Below are 14810 nucleotides of genomic sequence, written 5' to 3' on the forward strand. Positions count from 1 at the left end.
CGCCTTAGACGAGGGCGGCCAGCTTGCCGGCCAGCCGCTCGACGTAGGCCGCGACCTCGTCGTCGGGCTTGTCCGGCAGGCCGAACAGCACCTCGGTCACCCCGAGCTCGGCCCATTTGGCGAGCTTCTCGGGGATCGGTTTGAAGTCGAGCGCGACGATCTGCGGAGCACCGTCGCGGCCGGCGGCCGCCCAGGTGTCCTGCAGCAACTTCACCGGCTCGTCGATGTCGAAGTCGCGCGGGGTGGTGATCCAGCCGTCGGCGCTGCGGGCGATCCACTTGAAGTTCTTCTCGGTCCCGGCCGCGCCCACCAGCACCGGAATGTGTGGCTGCACGGGCTTGGGCCACGCCCAGCTGGGCCCGAACTTGACGAACTCGCCGTCGTAGGCGGCTTCCTCCTTGGTCCACAGCTCACGCATGGCTTCGATGTATTCCCGCAGCATGGTGCGGCGCCGGGCGGGCGGCACCCCGTGGTCGGCGAGCTCGTCGGTGTTCCAGCCGAATCCGACGCCGAGGCTCACGCGCCCGCCGGACAGATGGTCGAGGGTCGCGATGCTTTTCGCCAGCGTGATCGGGTCGTGTTCGACGGGCAGCGCCACCGCGGTGGACAGCCGGACCCGCGACGTGACGGCGCAGGCCGCACCCAGGCTCACCCATGGGTCTAGCGTCCGCATGTAGCGGTCGTCGGGCAGCGACGCGTCGCCCGTCGTCGGGTGTGCCGCCTCGCGCTTGATCGGGATGTGGGTGTGTTCCGGCACGTAAAAGGTCGTGAAGCCGTGTTCGTCGGCAAGCTTCGCGGCCGACGCCGGAGAGATGCCACGGTCGCTGGTAAAAAGCACAAGCCCGTAATCCATGGGGAGAATTAGAACGTGTTCTACCTCTGCTGGGCAAGCGGCCGGCGCGGCGGCACGGATCGGCGGCGGTCTGGTGTCCAAGCCGGTCGCCACGGCACCGGCGTCCCGAAGTGCGCTAGCGTGGTTGATCGATCGCGTCGCAACGCAAGCGCCGGGCACGGCGGTTAAGAAACGGCGCGCCCGCAAGCACAGCGTCGCGACGCAACTGCGGCGCCCGCAAAGGCACTTCAAGGCACTGGAAGCAACAGGAGGAGCCATGACCTACTCGCCCGGCAGCCCCGGATACCCGACCGCGCCGCCCGGCGGCTCCTACGCAGGCTCCACACCGTCGTTCACCAAGGACGACGACGGCGCCACCAAGCTCCCGCTCTACCTGAACATCGCGGTGATCGCGTTCGGCCTCGCGGTGTACCTGCTGAACTTCGGGCCCACCTTCACCATCGGCGCCGACCTCGGCCCGGGCGTCGGCGGCCGCGCCGGTGACGCGGGCACGGCCGTCATCGTCGCGGTGCTGGCTGCGCTGCTCGCGGGGCTCAGCCTGGTGCCCAAGGCCAAGAGCTACGCCGGAATGGTCGCGGTCATCGCGGTCCTGGGTGGGTTGCTCGCCGTCACCGAGACCATCAACCTGCCCGCCGGCGTCTCGATCGGCTGGGCGATGTGGCCCCTGGTGGCCTGCAGCGTGCTCCAGGCGATCGCCGCCGTCGTCGTCGTGCTCTTGGACGCGGGTGTCATCACGGCGCCCACGCCGCGGCCGAAATACGACCCGTACGCCCAGTACGGGCAGTACGGCCAATACGGGCAGTACGGCCAGCAGCCCTACTACGGCCAGCCGGGCCAGCAGCAATCGCCGCAGCACCCCGGGTACGGATCGCAGTACGGATATGCGACCGGTCAGGGCCCGACCCAAACCGCGGTTCCCACCGGCGGTTTCGGCGCCCAGCCCGCGCCGCAGTCCGGGGCCCAACAGGCCGCGCAGCAGGGTCCGTCCACGCCGCCCACCGGCTTCCCGAGCTTCAGCCCGCCGCCTGCGGCCGGTGCCGGCTCCGAGGGTTCGGCGTCCAATTACTCCAACCAGGCCGGCGGCCAGCAGCCCTACGGCCAGGAGCAGCAGTCGCCTTCGTCGCAGTCTGGCCCCGCGCCGTCCTAACGGTGCGCCTTCGCGCCTAGTCGGGACGTGCGCCAGAGAGTGAACAGGGTGTCGGAAGGCGCGGACAGCCGGCCGGCGGGCGCCCGCCAGGCGCGTGACCTAGTCCGGGTCGCGTTCGGCCCGGCGGTGGTGGCCCTGGTCATCATCGCCGCGGTCACGTTGCTGCAGTTGTTGATCGCCAACAGCGACATGACCGGGGCGCTGGGCGCCATCGCCAGCATGTGGCTCGGCGTGCACCAGGTGCCGATTTCCATCGGCGGCCGCGAGCTGGGCGTCATGCCGCTGCTGCCGGTGCTGCTGATGGTCTGGGCGACGGCGCGCACCACGGCGCGGGCCATCGCCCCGTATTCCTCGTGGCTGGTGGTCCGCTGGGTCGTCGCCTCCGCGCTGGGCGGCCCCCTGCTGATCGCCGCGATCGCCCTGGCCGTCATCCAGGACGCGTCGTCGGTGATCACCGAGCTGCAGACGCCCAACGCCCTGCGCGCGTTCGCCAGCGTGCTCGTCGTCCATGCCGTGGGCGCCGCGGTCGGCGTCTCGTCCCGGGTGGGACGACGGGCACTGGTGGCCTCGTCGCTGCCGCTGTGGCTGGGCGACGCCGTGCGTGCCGCGTCCGCGGGCATGCTGGCGTTGCTCGGGCTGTCCGGCATGGTCACGGCGGCCTCGCTGGTGGTGCATTGGGCGACCATGCAAGACCTCTACGGGATCACCGATTCGATCTTCGGGCAGTTCAGCCTCACGGTGCTGTCGATGCTGTACGCGCCCAACGTCATCGTCGGCACCTCGGCGATGGCGGTCGGGTCCAGCGCCCACCTCGGCTTCGCGACGTTCAGCTCCTTCACCGTGTTCGGCGGCGACATCCCGGCGCTGCCGATCCTGGCCGCCGCCCCGCGGCCGCCGCTCGGACCGGCGTGGGTCGCGCTGCTCATCATCGGGGCGTCGTCCGGGGTGGCGGTCGGGCAGCAATGCGCTCGGCGCGCGCTGCCGCTGCTCCCGGCGATGGCCAAGCTGCTGGTCGCCTCGGCCGCCGGGGCGCTGGCGATGTCCTTGCTCGCCTACGGCGGGAGCGGCCGGCTGGGAAACTTCGGCGATGTCGGCGTCGACCAGGGCGCCCTGCTGGTCGGGGTGTTCTTCTGGTTCTCGGTCGTGGGCGGGATCACGGTGTTCATGGCCGGCGGCGTCCGGGCACGGCCCCGTCGGTCCAAGCCCGCGCCCGCCGCGGCCGCGCCCGCCGACTTTGCGGGCGTCTTCGACGAGCCCGACGTCGAGCCGGTCGACGAGCCGGTTGCCGATGTCGCCGACCCCGACGACGTGGCCGCTGACGGCGCGCTGGACAGCGGCGACGACGACGCGGTCACCGGCGACGAGGTCGCGCCGGCGCCCGGTGAGGCGGAGCCGACCGCGACCGACCGCGAGCCCGACGAGTAGCTCCCACTAGGCTCTCTCCCTGTGCCCGAACCGCTCCATGTGCCCCCGAGTGCGCCCGCGCGGGTGGTGGTGCTGGCGTCGGGCACCGGGTCGCTGCTGAGCTCCCTGCTCGACGCCGCCGTCGGTGACTACCCGGCCCGCGTGGTCGCGGTCGGCGCCGATCGCGACTGCACGGCCCTCGAGATCGCCGCGCGGGCCGCGCTGCCGACCTTCACCGCACGGCTCGGCGACCACCCCGACCGAACCGCCTGGGACACGGCCATCACCGAGGCTATCGCCGCGAACTCGCCCGACCTGGTGGTGTCGGCGGGCTTCATGAAAATACTTGGGTCGCAATGCCTTTCACGGTTTTATGGGCGGATCGTCAATACGCATCCGGCGCTGCTGCCGGCGTTCCCGGGCGCGCACGGAGTCGCCGACGCGTTGGCCTACGGCGTCAAGGTCACAGGTTGTACCGTGCACCTGGTGGACGCCGGGACGGACACCGGGCCGATCCTGGCCCAGCAGGCCGTGCCGGTGCTCGACGGCGACACCGTCGAGACCCTGCATGAACGCATCAAGGTCAGCGAACGGAAGCTCCTGGTGGACGTGGTGGGCGAGATCGCGACCGGCGGCCTGACCCTGGTCGGGAGAACAGCGACGATCGGACGAAAGGCGAGCAACCGATGAGCACCGACGACTGGCCGGAGACGGCGAAAAGGCCGATCCGCCGCGCGCTGATCAGCGTCTACGACAAGACCGGCCTCGTCGAACTCGCCCGGGGCCTGGCGGACGCCGGCGTCGAGATCGTCTCGACCGGATCGACGGCGAAGACCATTGCCGACAAAGCGATTCCGGTCACCCGGGTGGAGGAGCTGACCGGCTTCCCCGAGGTGCTCGACGGCCGGGTCAAGACGCTGCACCCCCGGGTGCACGCCGGCCTGCTCGCGGATCTTCGCAAAGCCGAGCACGCCGCGGCGCTCGAGGAACTCGGGATCCCCGCCTTCGAACTCGTCGTCGTCAACCTCTATCCGTTCAGCGAGACCGTCGACTCGGGCGCCAGCATCGACGAGTGCGTCGAGCAGATCGACATCGGCGGGCCGTCGATGGTGCGCGCGGCCGCGAAGAACCATCCCAGCGTCGCGGTGATCACCGACCCGCGCGGCTACGACGGCGTGCTCGCCGCGGTGCGGCACGGCGGGTTCACCCTCGCCGAGCGCAAAAAGCTGGCGGCGCTGGCGTTTCAGCACACCGCGGAATACGACATCGCCGTCGCCGGCTGGATGGAGTCGACGCTGGCGCCCGAGCACCCGCCGACCGCGTTCCCCAAATGGCTGGGGCGCAGCTGGCGACGTTCGGCGATGCTGCGCTACGGCGAGAACCCGCACCAGCAGGCGGCGCTCTACAGCGACCCCGGCGCCTGGCCCGGCCTGGCGCAGGCCGAGCAGCTGCACGGAAAAGAGATGTCGTACAACAACTTCACCGACGCCGACGCGGCCTGGCGGGCCGCCTTCGACCACGAAGAGACCTGCGTCGCGATCATCAAGCACGCCAACCCCTGCGGGATCGCCATCTCGTCGGAATCGGTGGCCGACGCGCACCGCAAGGCCCACGAATGCGATCCGCTGAGCGCCTTCGGCGGCGTCATCGCGGCCAACACCGAGGTCAGCCTCGAGATGGCCGAATACGTGAGCACCATCTTCACCGAAGTCATCATCGCGCCCGCCTACGCGCCGGAGGCTTTGGAAGCCCTGACCCGCAAGAAGAACATCCGCGTGCTGGTGGCCTCCGAGCCGCTGACCGGGGGCACCGAACTGCGGCCCATCAGCGGCGGGCTGCTGGTGCAGCAGCGCGACGAACTCGACGCGCACGGCGACAACCCGGCGAACTGGACCCTGGCGACGGGCTCCCCGGCCGATCCGGCGACGCTGACCGACCTGCTCTTCGCGTGGCGGGCCTGCCGCGCGGTCAAGTCGAACGCCATCGTGATCGCCGGTGGCGGGGCCACCATCGGCGTCGGCATGGGGCAGGTGAACCGGGTGGACGCGGCGCGGCTGGCCGTCGAACGCGGAGGCGACCGGGTCCGCGGCGCGGTCGCGGCATCCGACGCGTTCTTCCCGTTCCCCGACGGGCTCGAGACATTGACGGCCGCCGGGGTGAAGGCGATCGTGCACCCCGGCGGGTCGGTGCGCGACGACGAGGTGACCGCGGCGGCGGCCAACGCCGGGATCACGCTCTATCTCACCGGGGCCCGTCACTTCGCTCACTGAACGTTCGGCGCGTGGGCCGAATGGGCAACGCGTAGCGTGGAGTGGTGCCATCACCCAGCAATCTGCCCCGTACCGTCGGCGAGCTGCGTACCGCCGGCCACCGTGAGCGGGGAGTCAAACAGGAAATCCGGGAAAACCTGCTGACCGCGTTGGCTGAGGGTGACGAGGTCTGGCCGGGAATCCTGGGTTTCGACGACACCGTCCTGCCCCAGCTGGAGCGGGCGCTCATCGCCGGACATGACTTCGTCCTGCTCGGCGAGCGGGGCCAGGGCAAGACGCGGCTCCTGCGCGCTCTGGTCGGGCTGCTCGACGAATGGACGCCGGTGATCGCCGGGGCGGAATTGGGCGAGCACCCCTACTCGCCGATCACTCCGGAGTCCATCCGCAAGGCCGCGACCCTGGGCGACGACCTGCCGGTGGAATGGAGACACCGCAGCGAGCGCTACACCGAGAAGCTGGCCACTCCCGACACCAGCGTCGCGGACCTGGTCGGCGACATCGACCCCATCAAGGTCGCCGAGGGCCGCAGCCTCGGTGACCCGGAAACCATCGCCTACGGCCTGATCCCGCGCGCACACCGCGGCATCGTCGCGGTCAACGAGCTGCCCGACCTCGCCGAGCGCATCCAGGTGTCGATGCTCAACGTGATGGAGGAGCGCGACATCCAGGTGCGCGGCTACACGCTGCGCCTGCCGCTGGACGTCTTGGTGGTCGCCAGCGCCAACCCCGAGGACTACACCAACCGCGGCCGCATCATCACCCCGCTCAAAGACCGGTTCGGAGCGGAGATCCGGACCCACTACCCGCTGGAGCTCGACGCGGAGGTGGGCGTGATCGTGCAGGAGGCGCACCTGTCCGCGCAGGTGCCCGACTACCTCATGCAGGTGATCGCCCGGTTCGCCCGGTATCTGCGGGAGTCCAGTTCGGTCGACCAGCGCTCCGGGGTGTCGGCGCGGTTCGCGATCGCGGCGGCCGAAACCGTCGCCGCCGCCGCGCGGCATCGCGGCGCGGTGCTGGGGGAGACCGATCCGGTGGCCCGAGTGGTCGACCTCGGCACGGTGATCGACGTCCTGCGCGGCAAGCTGGAATTCGAGTCGGGTGAGGAGGGCCGCGAGCAGGCCGTGCTGGAGCACCTGTTGCGCCGGGCCACCGCCGACACCGCGTCGCGGGTCCTCGGCGGCATCGACGTCGGGTCGCTGGTGTCCGCGGTCGAGGGCGGTTCGGCGGTCACGACCGGCGAGCGGGTGTCGGCCAAGGACGTGCTGGCCGCGGTTCCGGCCCTGCCCGTGGTGGACAAGATCGCGGCCAAGGTCAACGCCCAGTCCGAGGGCGAGCGCGCCGCCGCGCTGGAACTGGCGCTGGAGGCCCTGTATCTGGCCAAGCGGATCGACAAGGTGTCCGAGGAGGGCCAAACCGTCTATGGCTAAAGGGCATTCGTCGCGGTACTCGGCGTACACCGGCGGGCCGGACCCGCTGGCCCCGCCGGTGGATCTGCGCGAGGCCCTCGAGCAGATCGGGCAGGACGTCATGGCCGGCACCTCGCCGCGCCGTGCGCTCTCGGAGCTGCTGCGCCGCGGCACCAAGAACATGCGCGGCGCCGACCGGCTGGCGGCCGAGGCCAACAAGCGCCGCCGGGAATTGTTGCGGCGCAACAACTTGGACGGCACCCTGCAGGAGATCAAGAAGCTGCTCGACGAGGCCGTGCTGGCCGAACGCAAGGAACTGGCCCGCGCGCTCGACGACGACGCCCGCTTCGGCGAACTGCAACTCGACGCCCTGCCCGCCTCGCCGGCCAAGGCCGTCCAGGAGCTCTCGGACTACAACTGGCGCAGCACCGAGGCCCGCGAGAAGTACGACCAGATCAAGGATCTCCTCGGCCGCGAGATGCTCGACCAGCGCTTCGCGGGCATGAAGGAAGCCCTGCAGGGCGCCACCGACGAGGACCGCCAGCGCGTCAACGACATGCTGAACGACCTCAACGAGCTGCTGGACAAGCACGCGAATGGGCAGGACTCGCCCCAAGATTTCCAAGACTTCATGGACAAGCACGGCGAGTTCTTCCCGGAGAACCCGCGCAACGTCGACGAGCTGCTGGACTCGCTGGCCAAGCGCGCCGCGGCCGCGCAACGGTTCCGCAACAGCCTGAGCCCCGACCAGCGCGCCGAGCTGGATGCGTTGGCGCAGCAGGCATTCGGCTCGCCCGCGCTGATGCAGGCGCTGAACCGGCTCGACGCGCATCTGCAGGCCGCCCGGCCGGGCGAGGACTGGACCGGGTCCGAGCAGTTCTCCGGCGACAACCCGTTCGGCATGGGTGAGGGCACGCAAGCGCTGGCCGACGTCGCCGAGCTCGAGCAGCTGGCCGAACAACTCTCGCAAAGCTATCCGGGCGCCACCATGGACGACGTCGATCTCGACGCGCTGGCCCGCCAACTCGGCGACCAGGCCGCCGTCGACGCCCGCACGCTCGCCGAGCTGGAGCGGGCGCTGGTCAATCAGGGCTTCCTGGACCGGGGTTCCGACGGCCAGTGGCGGCTCTCCCCGAAGGCCATGCGCAGGTTGGGCGAGACGGCGCTACGCGATGTGGCGCAACAGCTTTCCGGCCGGCGCGGCGAGCGGGACCATCGGCGCGCGGGCGCGGCCGGCGAACTCACCGGGGCGACCCGGCCGTGGCAGTTCGGTGACACCGAGCCGTGGCACATCTCCCGCACGCTGACCAACGCGGTGTTGCGGCAGGCGGGAACCGCCACCCTGGACGGCGGTGCCCCAGCGCTGAAGATCACCGTGGACGACGTCGAGGTCTCCGAGACCGAGACGCGCACCCAGGCCGCGGTCGCCCTGCTGGTCGACACGTCGTTCTCGATGGTGATGGAGAATCGCTGGCTGCCGATGAAGCAGACGGCGCTGGCCCTCAATCACCTGGTGTGCACGCGATTTCGTTCCGACGCCTTGCAGATCATCGCGTTCGGCCGCTACGCCCGGACGGTGACCGCCGCCGAGCTCACCGGTTTGGAGGGTGTCTACGAGCAGGGCACCAACCTGCACCACGCGCTGGCGTTGGCCGGCCGGCACCTGCGGCGGCACCCCAACGCGCAGCCCGTTGTGCTGGTGGTGACCGATGGTGAGCCCACCGCGCACCTGGAGGACTTCGACGGCGACGGCACCACCGTGTTCTTCGATTACCCGCCGCATCCGCGGACCATCGCGCACACCGTGCGGGGGTTCGACGACATGGCCCGCCTGGGCGCGCAGATCACCATCTTCCGGCTGGGCAGCGACCCCGGCCTGGCCCGGTTCATCGACCAGGTCGCCCGGCGCGTCGAGGGGCGCGTGGTGGTGCCCGACGTCGACGGCCTGGGCGCGGCCGTGGTGGGCGACTACCTGCGGTCGCGTCGCCGTTAGCCCGCCCGGGTTGCGGCTGGCTGCCATGCGCGCACTGGCGGTGGCCCGCAGCGTCGATGGACGCCAGCGGCGAAGACACGCACGTCCGGCCCGGCCAGGCTGGGGTATCGAGCGCGCTCTCGGACCGGGATCGCCGTTGCCTCCGATAAGAGCGCGGCCGACCGGGTATAGGCCTTACGAAGGAGGAGATGCATGAGCAAGGTTCCAACGATCCAACTCAACGATGGTGTCGGCATTCCGCAGCTCGGCTTCGGCGTGTTCCAGATCAAGCCGGCCGAGACCGCGGCGGCGGTCAAGACCGCGCTCGAGATCGGCTACCGGCACATCGACACCGCCGAGATGTACGGCAACGAAAAGGAAGTCGGACAGGGCATTCGGGACGCGGGTCTCGACCGCGCCGACGTGTTCATCACCAGCAAGCTCAACAACGGGTTTCACCAGCCCGACGACGCGCGCCGCGCCTTCGACGGAACGCTCAAAGCCCTGGGGTCCGACTACGTGGACCTGTTCCTCATCCACTGGCCGCTGCCCACGCTTTATGACGGTGACTTCGTCTCGACCTGGAAGGTGTTCGAGGAGTTCGCCCGCGACGGGCGCGCCCACAGCATCGGCGTCTCGAATTTCCAAGTGGCACATCTGAACCGGCTCGCCGCGGAAACCGGGACCGTGCCGTCGGTCAACCAGATCGAGGTTCACCCATACTTCGGCAACGCAGAGGTCCGGGCGTACGGACGCGAACACGGCATCGTCACCGAGGCGTGGGCACCCATCGCACAGGGCAAGGTGCTCGACGATCCGGTGATCAACCGTGTCGCCGCTGCGCGCGGCAAGACCGCGGCACAGGTGGTGCTGCGCTGGCACATTCAGCGCGGCGACGTCGTGTTCCCCAAGTCGGTGACTCCGGAACGGGTCAAAGAGAATTTCCAGCTTTTCGATTTCGAACTCGATCACTCCGACATGGACGCGATCTCGGCGCTGGACAAGGGTGAATCGGGGAGGAACGGGCCTAACCCCGACAAGTTCGACTACGTGCCCGGCTGACGCTAGCCGCGGGGCCGGCGGGCCTTGCGAACGATGCCGACGCCGCCCCACAGCGAAAAGCCGCGGATCTTCACCGTCGGGGCGCCGGGGGTGCCCTGGCCGAGGACGCTGCGGTCGAAGTTGCCCATCACGCCGCGGCCGTGAATCTCGACGTTCACCTCGGGCGGCAGCAAAATTGTTGTGGCGCCCATGATCGACATCGCGTGGATGTCGACCTCGGTCGAGGTGAAGTCGGCGTAGCGCAGATCCACCACCCCGTTGCCCCACAAGGCGAAGGTGGTCAGCTTCTTGGGCACGTTCCAGCGGCCGCGCCGCTCGAAGCCGCTCAACAGGGCCAGCAGCAGCGTGGACGGCGCGGGGTTGGGCTTGCCGCCGCGGCGCGGGCTGATGGGCGCACCCGGCAGATCGGCCCGCAGCCGGTCCAGTTCCTCGTACGTGGTCGCCGCATACGCCCTGGTCAGACGGTCTTCGTAGTCTTTGAGCTGTAGGCGGCCCTGCTCGGCCGCGTAGGCCAGCAACTGCGCGAGCTGGATGCGATCAGTGTCGGCCGCGCGCGACGATTCGTCGCGCGTGTCGTTCGCATCGCGTTGCGCAGAGTTGCTCATCACCCACGAGCCTACGACCTCCAGCCTTTGCTGCAAGAGGAGTTGGTCAAACTGCAACCTCGCGTCGCGCCGACCGCTTGCGTGCGGGGCCTTTGTTTGACACCTGGCTAACTCGCCCAGCCGGGTGTGCGCTTCTGCAGGAACGCCAGCATGCCCTCCCGGGCCTCCTCGGATACGAAGAGCCGGGCCGACTCTTCGGCGAGCCCTTCGGCGTCGCGGTCGAACCCTTCCAGCACCGCCGCCGTGGTGAGCGCCTTGGAGGCCGCCAGCCCCTGGGGCGAACCGCGGCCCACGTCGGCGAGCAGTCCGCTCACCGCCGCGTCGACGTCCTCGGCCGCCATCGTGACCAGGCCGATGTCCGCCGCCGTGGCGGCGTCGAATGTCTCGCCCGTCAGGTAGTAGCGCGCCGCGGCGCGCGGGGACAGCTTCGGCAGCAGCGTGAGCGAGATGATCGCCGGGGCGACGCCGATGCGCGCCTCGGTCAGGGCGAAGGTGCTGCGCGGCCCGGCGACGGCGATGTCGCAGGCGCCGACGAGTCCGAAGCCGCCCGCGCGGACATGCCCGTCGATCGCGGCGATGACCGGCAGCGGCGACGAGACGATGTCCCGCATCACCGCGGTCATTTCGCGGGCCCGGGCGACGGCCATGTCGAATGGGTCACCGCCGCCGGCTTCGCTCAGGTCCGCGCCGGCGCAGAATGTGCCGCCGGTGTGGCCCAGCACCACCGCGCGCACGCCCGGGTCCGCCGCGGCGTCGCGCAGCCCCTGATGCAACTGCTCGACGAGCGCGGTGGAGAGCGCGTTGCGGTTGTGGGGCGAGTTCAGCGTCACCCGCGCGAACGGCCCGCCGGTCTCGGCGGGGCCGGCGTATTCGACCAGCGTTTCCATCAGTACGACCGGGGCAAGCCCAGCGATGTTTGCGCCACGAAGTTGAGCACCATCTCGCGGCTGACGGGGGCGATTCGCCCGAGCCTGGCCGAGGCCAGCATGGCCGCGACGCCGTACTCCTTGGTCAGCCCATTGCCGCCCATCGACTGCACCGCCTGGTCGACCGAGCGGGTAGCCGCCTCGGCCGCAGCGTATTTGGCCATGTTGGCGGCCTCGGCCGCGCCCGCGTCGTCGCCGCTGTCGTAGAGCGCGGCGGCCTTCTGCATCATCAGCTTGGCCAGTTGCACCTCGATGTGGCACTGGGCCAACGGATGCGACAGTCCCTGGTGCGCGCCGATCGGCGTGCCCCACACCTGGCGGGTCTTGACGTAGTCGGCGGCCTTCTCGAGAGCGAACCGTCCCATCCCGACCGAGCTGGCGGCGCCCATGATCCGCTCGGGATTCAGGCCGGCGAAGAGCTGCGCGATCGCGGCGTCCTCGGAACCGACCAGCGCGTCGGCCGGCAGCCGGACGTCGTCGAGGAAGACCTGGAACTGGCGTTCGGGACTGATCAGCTCCATTTCGATTGGGGTGTAGGTGAATCCAGGGGAGTCGGTGGGCACCACGAACAGGGCCGGCCGCAGCTTGCCGGTCTTGGCCTCTTCGGTGCGACCCACCACCAGCACGGCCTGCGCCTGGTCGATGCCGGAGATGTAGACCTTCTGGCCCTTGAGGATCCAGTCGCTGCCGTCGCGGCGGGCGGTGGTGGTGATCTTGTGGGAGTTGGAGCCGGCGTCGGGCTCGGTGATGGCGAAGGCCATCGTCAGGGTGCCGTCGGCGATGCCGGGAATCCAGCGCCTCTTCTGTTCTTCGGTGCCGAACTTGCTGATGATGGTGCCGTTGATGGCCGGGGACACCACCATCAGCAGCAGCGCACTGCCCGCGGCGGCCATCTCCTCCATCACCAGCGAAAGCTCGTACATGCCGGCGCCGCCGCCGCCGTACTCCTCGGGCAGGTTCACCCCGAGGAAGCCGAGCTTGCCCGCCTCCGACCACAATTCGTCGGTGTGCTCGTGCGCGCGGGCCTTCCGCAGGTAATACTCGCTGCCGTAGTTGGCGGCCCACGCCGCCACCGACTTGCGCAGGGCCTGACGTTCCTCGCTCTCGATGAAGCTGGTGTCGGTCATTTACGAATCTCCTTCTGCTTGCGGCGCTTCGACCCGCGGGTTTGGATGGTCGTGACCCACTGCGCCCGGCTGCGCCGCGCTTGCGATCACTCCTAGGACGGCGCCCACTTCGACTTGCTGGCCGGTCTTGACGTTGAGTTCGACGAGGACGCCGTCGGTCGGCGCGGTGATGGTGTGCTCCATCTTCATCGCCTCGAGCCAGATCAACGCCTGGCCGGCGTCGACGGTGTCGCCGGCCGCCGCGCCGATCCGGATCACGCTGCCGGGCATCGGCGCAACCAGCGACCCCTGCTCGACGGCCGATCCCGGCTCGGGGAACCGCGGCAGCGCCACCAGGTGGACCGGCCCGCGCGCCGAGTCGATGTGGACGTTCTCGCCGTAACGCGCGACGGCGAAGCCGTACGCCACCCCGGAACCGTCGGCGAGCACGACCTCGTCCGGCGTGGCCGAGACCAGCCGGACCGGCTCGTCGTCGGCGAGGAGCAATCCCGTTCTGGTGAAGCGGTATTCGACCCGATGCTCGCCGCCGTCGGCGTCGCGGTAGGTCTTCACCTGATAGCCCGACGCCAGGTTGCGCCAGCCGCTGGGCAGCGATCCCAGGACCGGAGCGGTCGCACGGTTGTGCGCGGCGTCGGCGAGCGCGGCGGCGATCGTGGACAGCCGGACGGTCGCTTCGTCGGCCAGGGGGGCCGACAGTTTCGTCAGGTCGTGCGTGTCGAAAAATGCGGTGTCGGTGGCGCCGTCGAGGAACGCGGGGTGGCGCAGCACGTTGACCAGCAGCTCGCGGTTGGTGCGCAGGCCGTGCAGCCGGGTGCGGGCCAGCGCGTCGGCCAGCACCAGTGCGGCCTGCCTGCGGATCGGCGCGTACGAGATGACCTTGGCCAGCATCGGGTCGTAGTGAATGGACACGGTCGATCCGGCGGCGATGCCCGAGTCGAGGCGGATGCCCGTCCGCTGCCCCAGCGTGGCGAATCGTGATCGCACCGCAGGCACCTCGAAGTCGTGCACGCGGCCGGCCTGCGGCTGCCAGCCCTGGGCGGGATCCTCCGCGTAGAGCCGAGCTTCGATCGAATGCCCTTGCGCGACGGGCGGTTCGGCGTCGAGCCGGTCGCCGTCGGCGACGGCGAGCTGCAGTTCGACCAGGTCCAGCCCGGTGGTCTCCTCGGTGACCGGGTGCTCGACCTGCAGCCGGGTGTTCATCTCCAGGAAATAGAACTCGCCGTCATCGTCGGCGAGGAACTCGACGGTCCCGGCGCCCGTGTAGCCGATCGCCCCGGCGGCCAGCCGGGCCGCGTCGAACAGCCTGGCCCGCATGCCCGGGGTGCGCTCGACCAGGGGGGAGGGGGCTTCCTCGATGATCTTCTGGTGCCGGCGTTGGATGGAGCATTCCCGTTCCCCGACGGCCCAGACGGTGCCGTGGGTGTCGGCCATCACCTGCACCTCGATGTGGTGTCCGGTCGGCAGGTAGCGCTCGCAGAACACCGTCGGGTCGCCGAATGCGGACTGTGCCTCGCGGCGGGCGGCCTCCACTTCGCGGGCCAGGGCCGACAATTCGCGCACCACCCGCATGCCGCGGCCGCCGCCGCCGGCGGAGGCCTTGACCAGCACGGGCAGCTGCGCCTCGGTGACGGAGTCGGGGTCCAGTTCGTCGAGCACCGGGACGCCGGCGGCGGCCATCAGCTTCTTGGACTCGATCTTGGAGCCCATCGCCCGCACCGCGTCCACCGGCGGGCCGATCCACGTCAGGCCCGCGGCCTGCACGGCGGCCGCGAATTGCGCGTTCTCCGAGAGGAACCCGTAGCCGGGGTGCACCGCGTCGGCGCCGGCGGCGTGGGCGGCCGCGATGATCGCCTCGGCGTTCAGGTAGTCGTTGGTCTTCGGCAGCCGCACCCGGGCGTCGGCCTCGGCCACGTGCGGCGCGGCGGCGTCCGGGTCGGTGTAGACGGCGACGGTGCCCAGGCCGAGCCGCCGGCAGGTGGCGAACACCCGTCGGGCGATCTCGCCCCGGTTGGCGACCAGCACTCGAGTGACCATGGGG

General features: G+C 70.2%; 12 protein-coding genes. 7 read left to right on the plus strand and 5 right to left on the minus strand.

What is annotated here, in order from left to right:
* Nucleotides 1–4 precede the first annotated feature (4 nt).
* Entirely contained in the window at nucleotides 5–853 is an 849-nt protein-coding gene (locus AWC03_RS24695; protein WP_085243319.1) for an LLM class F420-dependent oxidoreductase, read from the minus strand.
* Nucleotides 854–1109: 256 nt separating this feature from the next.
* Between AWC03_RS24695 and AWC03_RS24700 the strand changes: the two genes are divergently transcribed.
* The 7 genes from AWC03_RS24700 to AWC03_RS24730 all read left to right on the plus strand — a co-directional run bounded on the left by AWC03_RS24700 (nucleotide 1110) and on the right by AWC03_RS24730 (nucleotide 10114).
* Nucleotides 1110–2000, plus strand: a complete 891-nt coding sequence (locus AWC03_RS24700) for a DUF5336 domain-containing protein (RefSeq protein ID WP_085243320.1) — start codon at nucleotides 1110–1112, stop codon at nucleotides 1998–2000.
* 39 nt (nucleotides 2001–2039) lie between these two features.
* Nucleotides 2040–3425 (plus strand): cell division protein PerM, encoded by a 1386-nt coding sequence (locus AWC03_RS24705; RefSeq protein WP_169716551.1) that lies wholly within the window; start codon nucleotides 2040–2042, stop codon nucleotides 3423–3425.
* Nucleotides 3426–3446: 21 nt separating this feature from the next.
* On the plus strand, nucleotides 3447–4094 hold the full coding sequence (gene purN / locus AWC03_RS24710; RefSeq protein ID WP_085243322.1) for a phosphoribosylglycinamide formyltransferase: 648 nt from the start codon (nucleotides 3447–3449) through the stop codon (nucleotides 4092–4094).
* The gene (gene purH / locus AWC03_RS24715) at nucleotides 4091–5674 is read left to right on the plus strand and encodes a bifunctional phosphoribosylaminoimidazolecarboxamide formyltransferase/IMP cyclohydrolase (RefSeq protein ID WP_085243323.1); all 1584 of its coding nucleotides are present in this window, start codon (nucleotides 4091–4093) and stop codon (nucleotides 5672–5674) included. The genes purN and purH overlap by 4 nt, the downstream gene beginning before the upstream one ends.
* A 41-nt stretch (nucleotides 5675–5715) precedes the next feature.
* Nucleotides 5716–7101, plus strand: coding sequence for a sigma 54-interacting transcriptional regulator (locus tag AWC03_RS24720; protein ID WP_085243324.1), 1386 nt, complete (start codon nucleotides 5716–5718; stop codon nucleotides 7099–7101).
* Nucleotides 7094–9073 (plus strand): vWA domain-containing protein, encoded by a 1980-nt coding sequence (locus AWC03_RS24725; protein ID WP_085243325.1) that lies wholly within the window; start codon nucleotides 7094–7096, stop codon nucleotides 9071–9073. The genes AWC03_RS24720 and AWC03_RS24725 overlap by 8 nt, the downstream gene beginning before the upstream one ends.
* Nucleotides 9074–9265: 192 nt before the next feature.
* Nucleotides 9266–10114 (plus strand): aldo/keto reductase, encoded by an 849-nt coding sequence (locus AWC03_RS24730; RefSeq protein ID WP_085243326.1) that lies wholly within the window; start codon nucleotides 9266–9268, stop codon nucleotides 10112–10114.
* A 2-nt stretch (nucleotides 10115–10116) separates the two neighbouring features.
* Here AWC03_RS24730 and AWC03_RS24735 read toward each other — a convergent pair whose 3' ends face one another.
* The 4 genes from AWC03_RS24735 to AWC03_RS24750 form a co-directional block, all read right to left on the minus strand.
* Complete coding sequence (locus tag AWC03_RS24735) at nucleotides 10117–10719, minus strand: DUF1707 SHOCT-like domain-containing protein (protein WP_085243327.1); 603 nt, start codon at nucleotides 10717–10719, stop codon at nucleotides 10117–10119.
* Between the two features lie 107 nt (nucleotides 10720–10826).
* Nucleotides 10827–11606, minus strand: coding sequence for an enoyl-CoA hydratase family protein (locus tag AWC03_RS24740; RefSeq protein ID WP_085243328.1), 780 nt, complete (start codon nucleotides 11604–11606; stop codon nucleotides 10827–10829).
* The gene (locus tag AWC03_RS24745; protein WP_085243329.1) at nucleotides 11606–12772 is read right to left on the minus strand and encodes an acyl-CoA dehydrogenase family protein; all 1167 of its coding nucleotides are present in this window, start codon (nucleotides 12770–12772) and stop codon (nucleotides 11606–11608) included. The genes AWC03_RS24740 and AWC03_RS24745 overlap by 1 nt, the downstream gene beginning before the upstream one ends.
* Entirely contained in the window at nucleotides 12773–14806 is a 2034-nt protein-coding gene (locus AWC03_RS24750) for an acetyl/propionyl/methylcrotonyl-CoA carboxylase subunit alpha (RefSeq protein WP_085243330.1), read from the minus strand.
* Nucleotides 14807–14810: the final 4 nt, after the last annotated feature.

Source organism: Mycobacterium europaeum (genome assembly GCF_002102155.1).
Classification (GTDB): domain Bacteria; phylum Actinomycetota; class Actinomycetes; order Mycobacteriales; family Mycobacteriaceae; genus Mycobacterium; species Mycobacterium europaeum.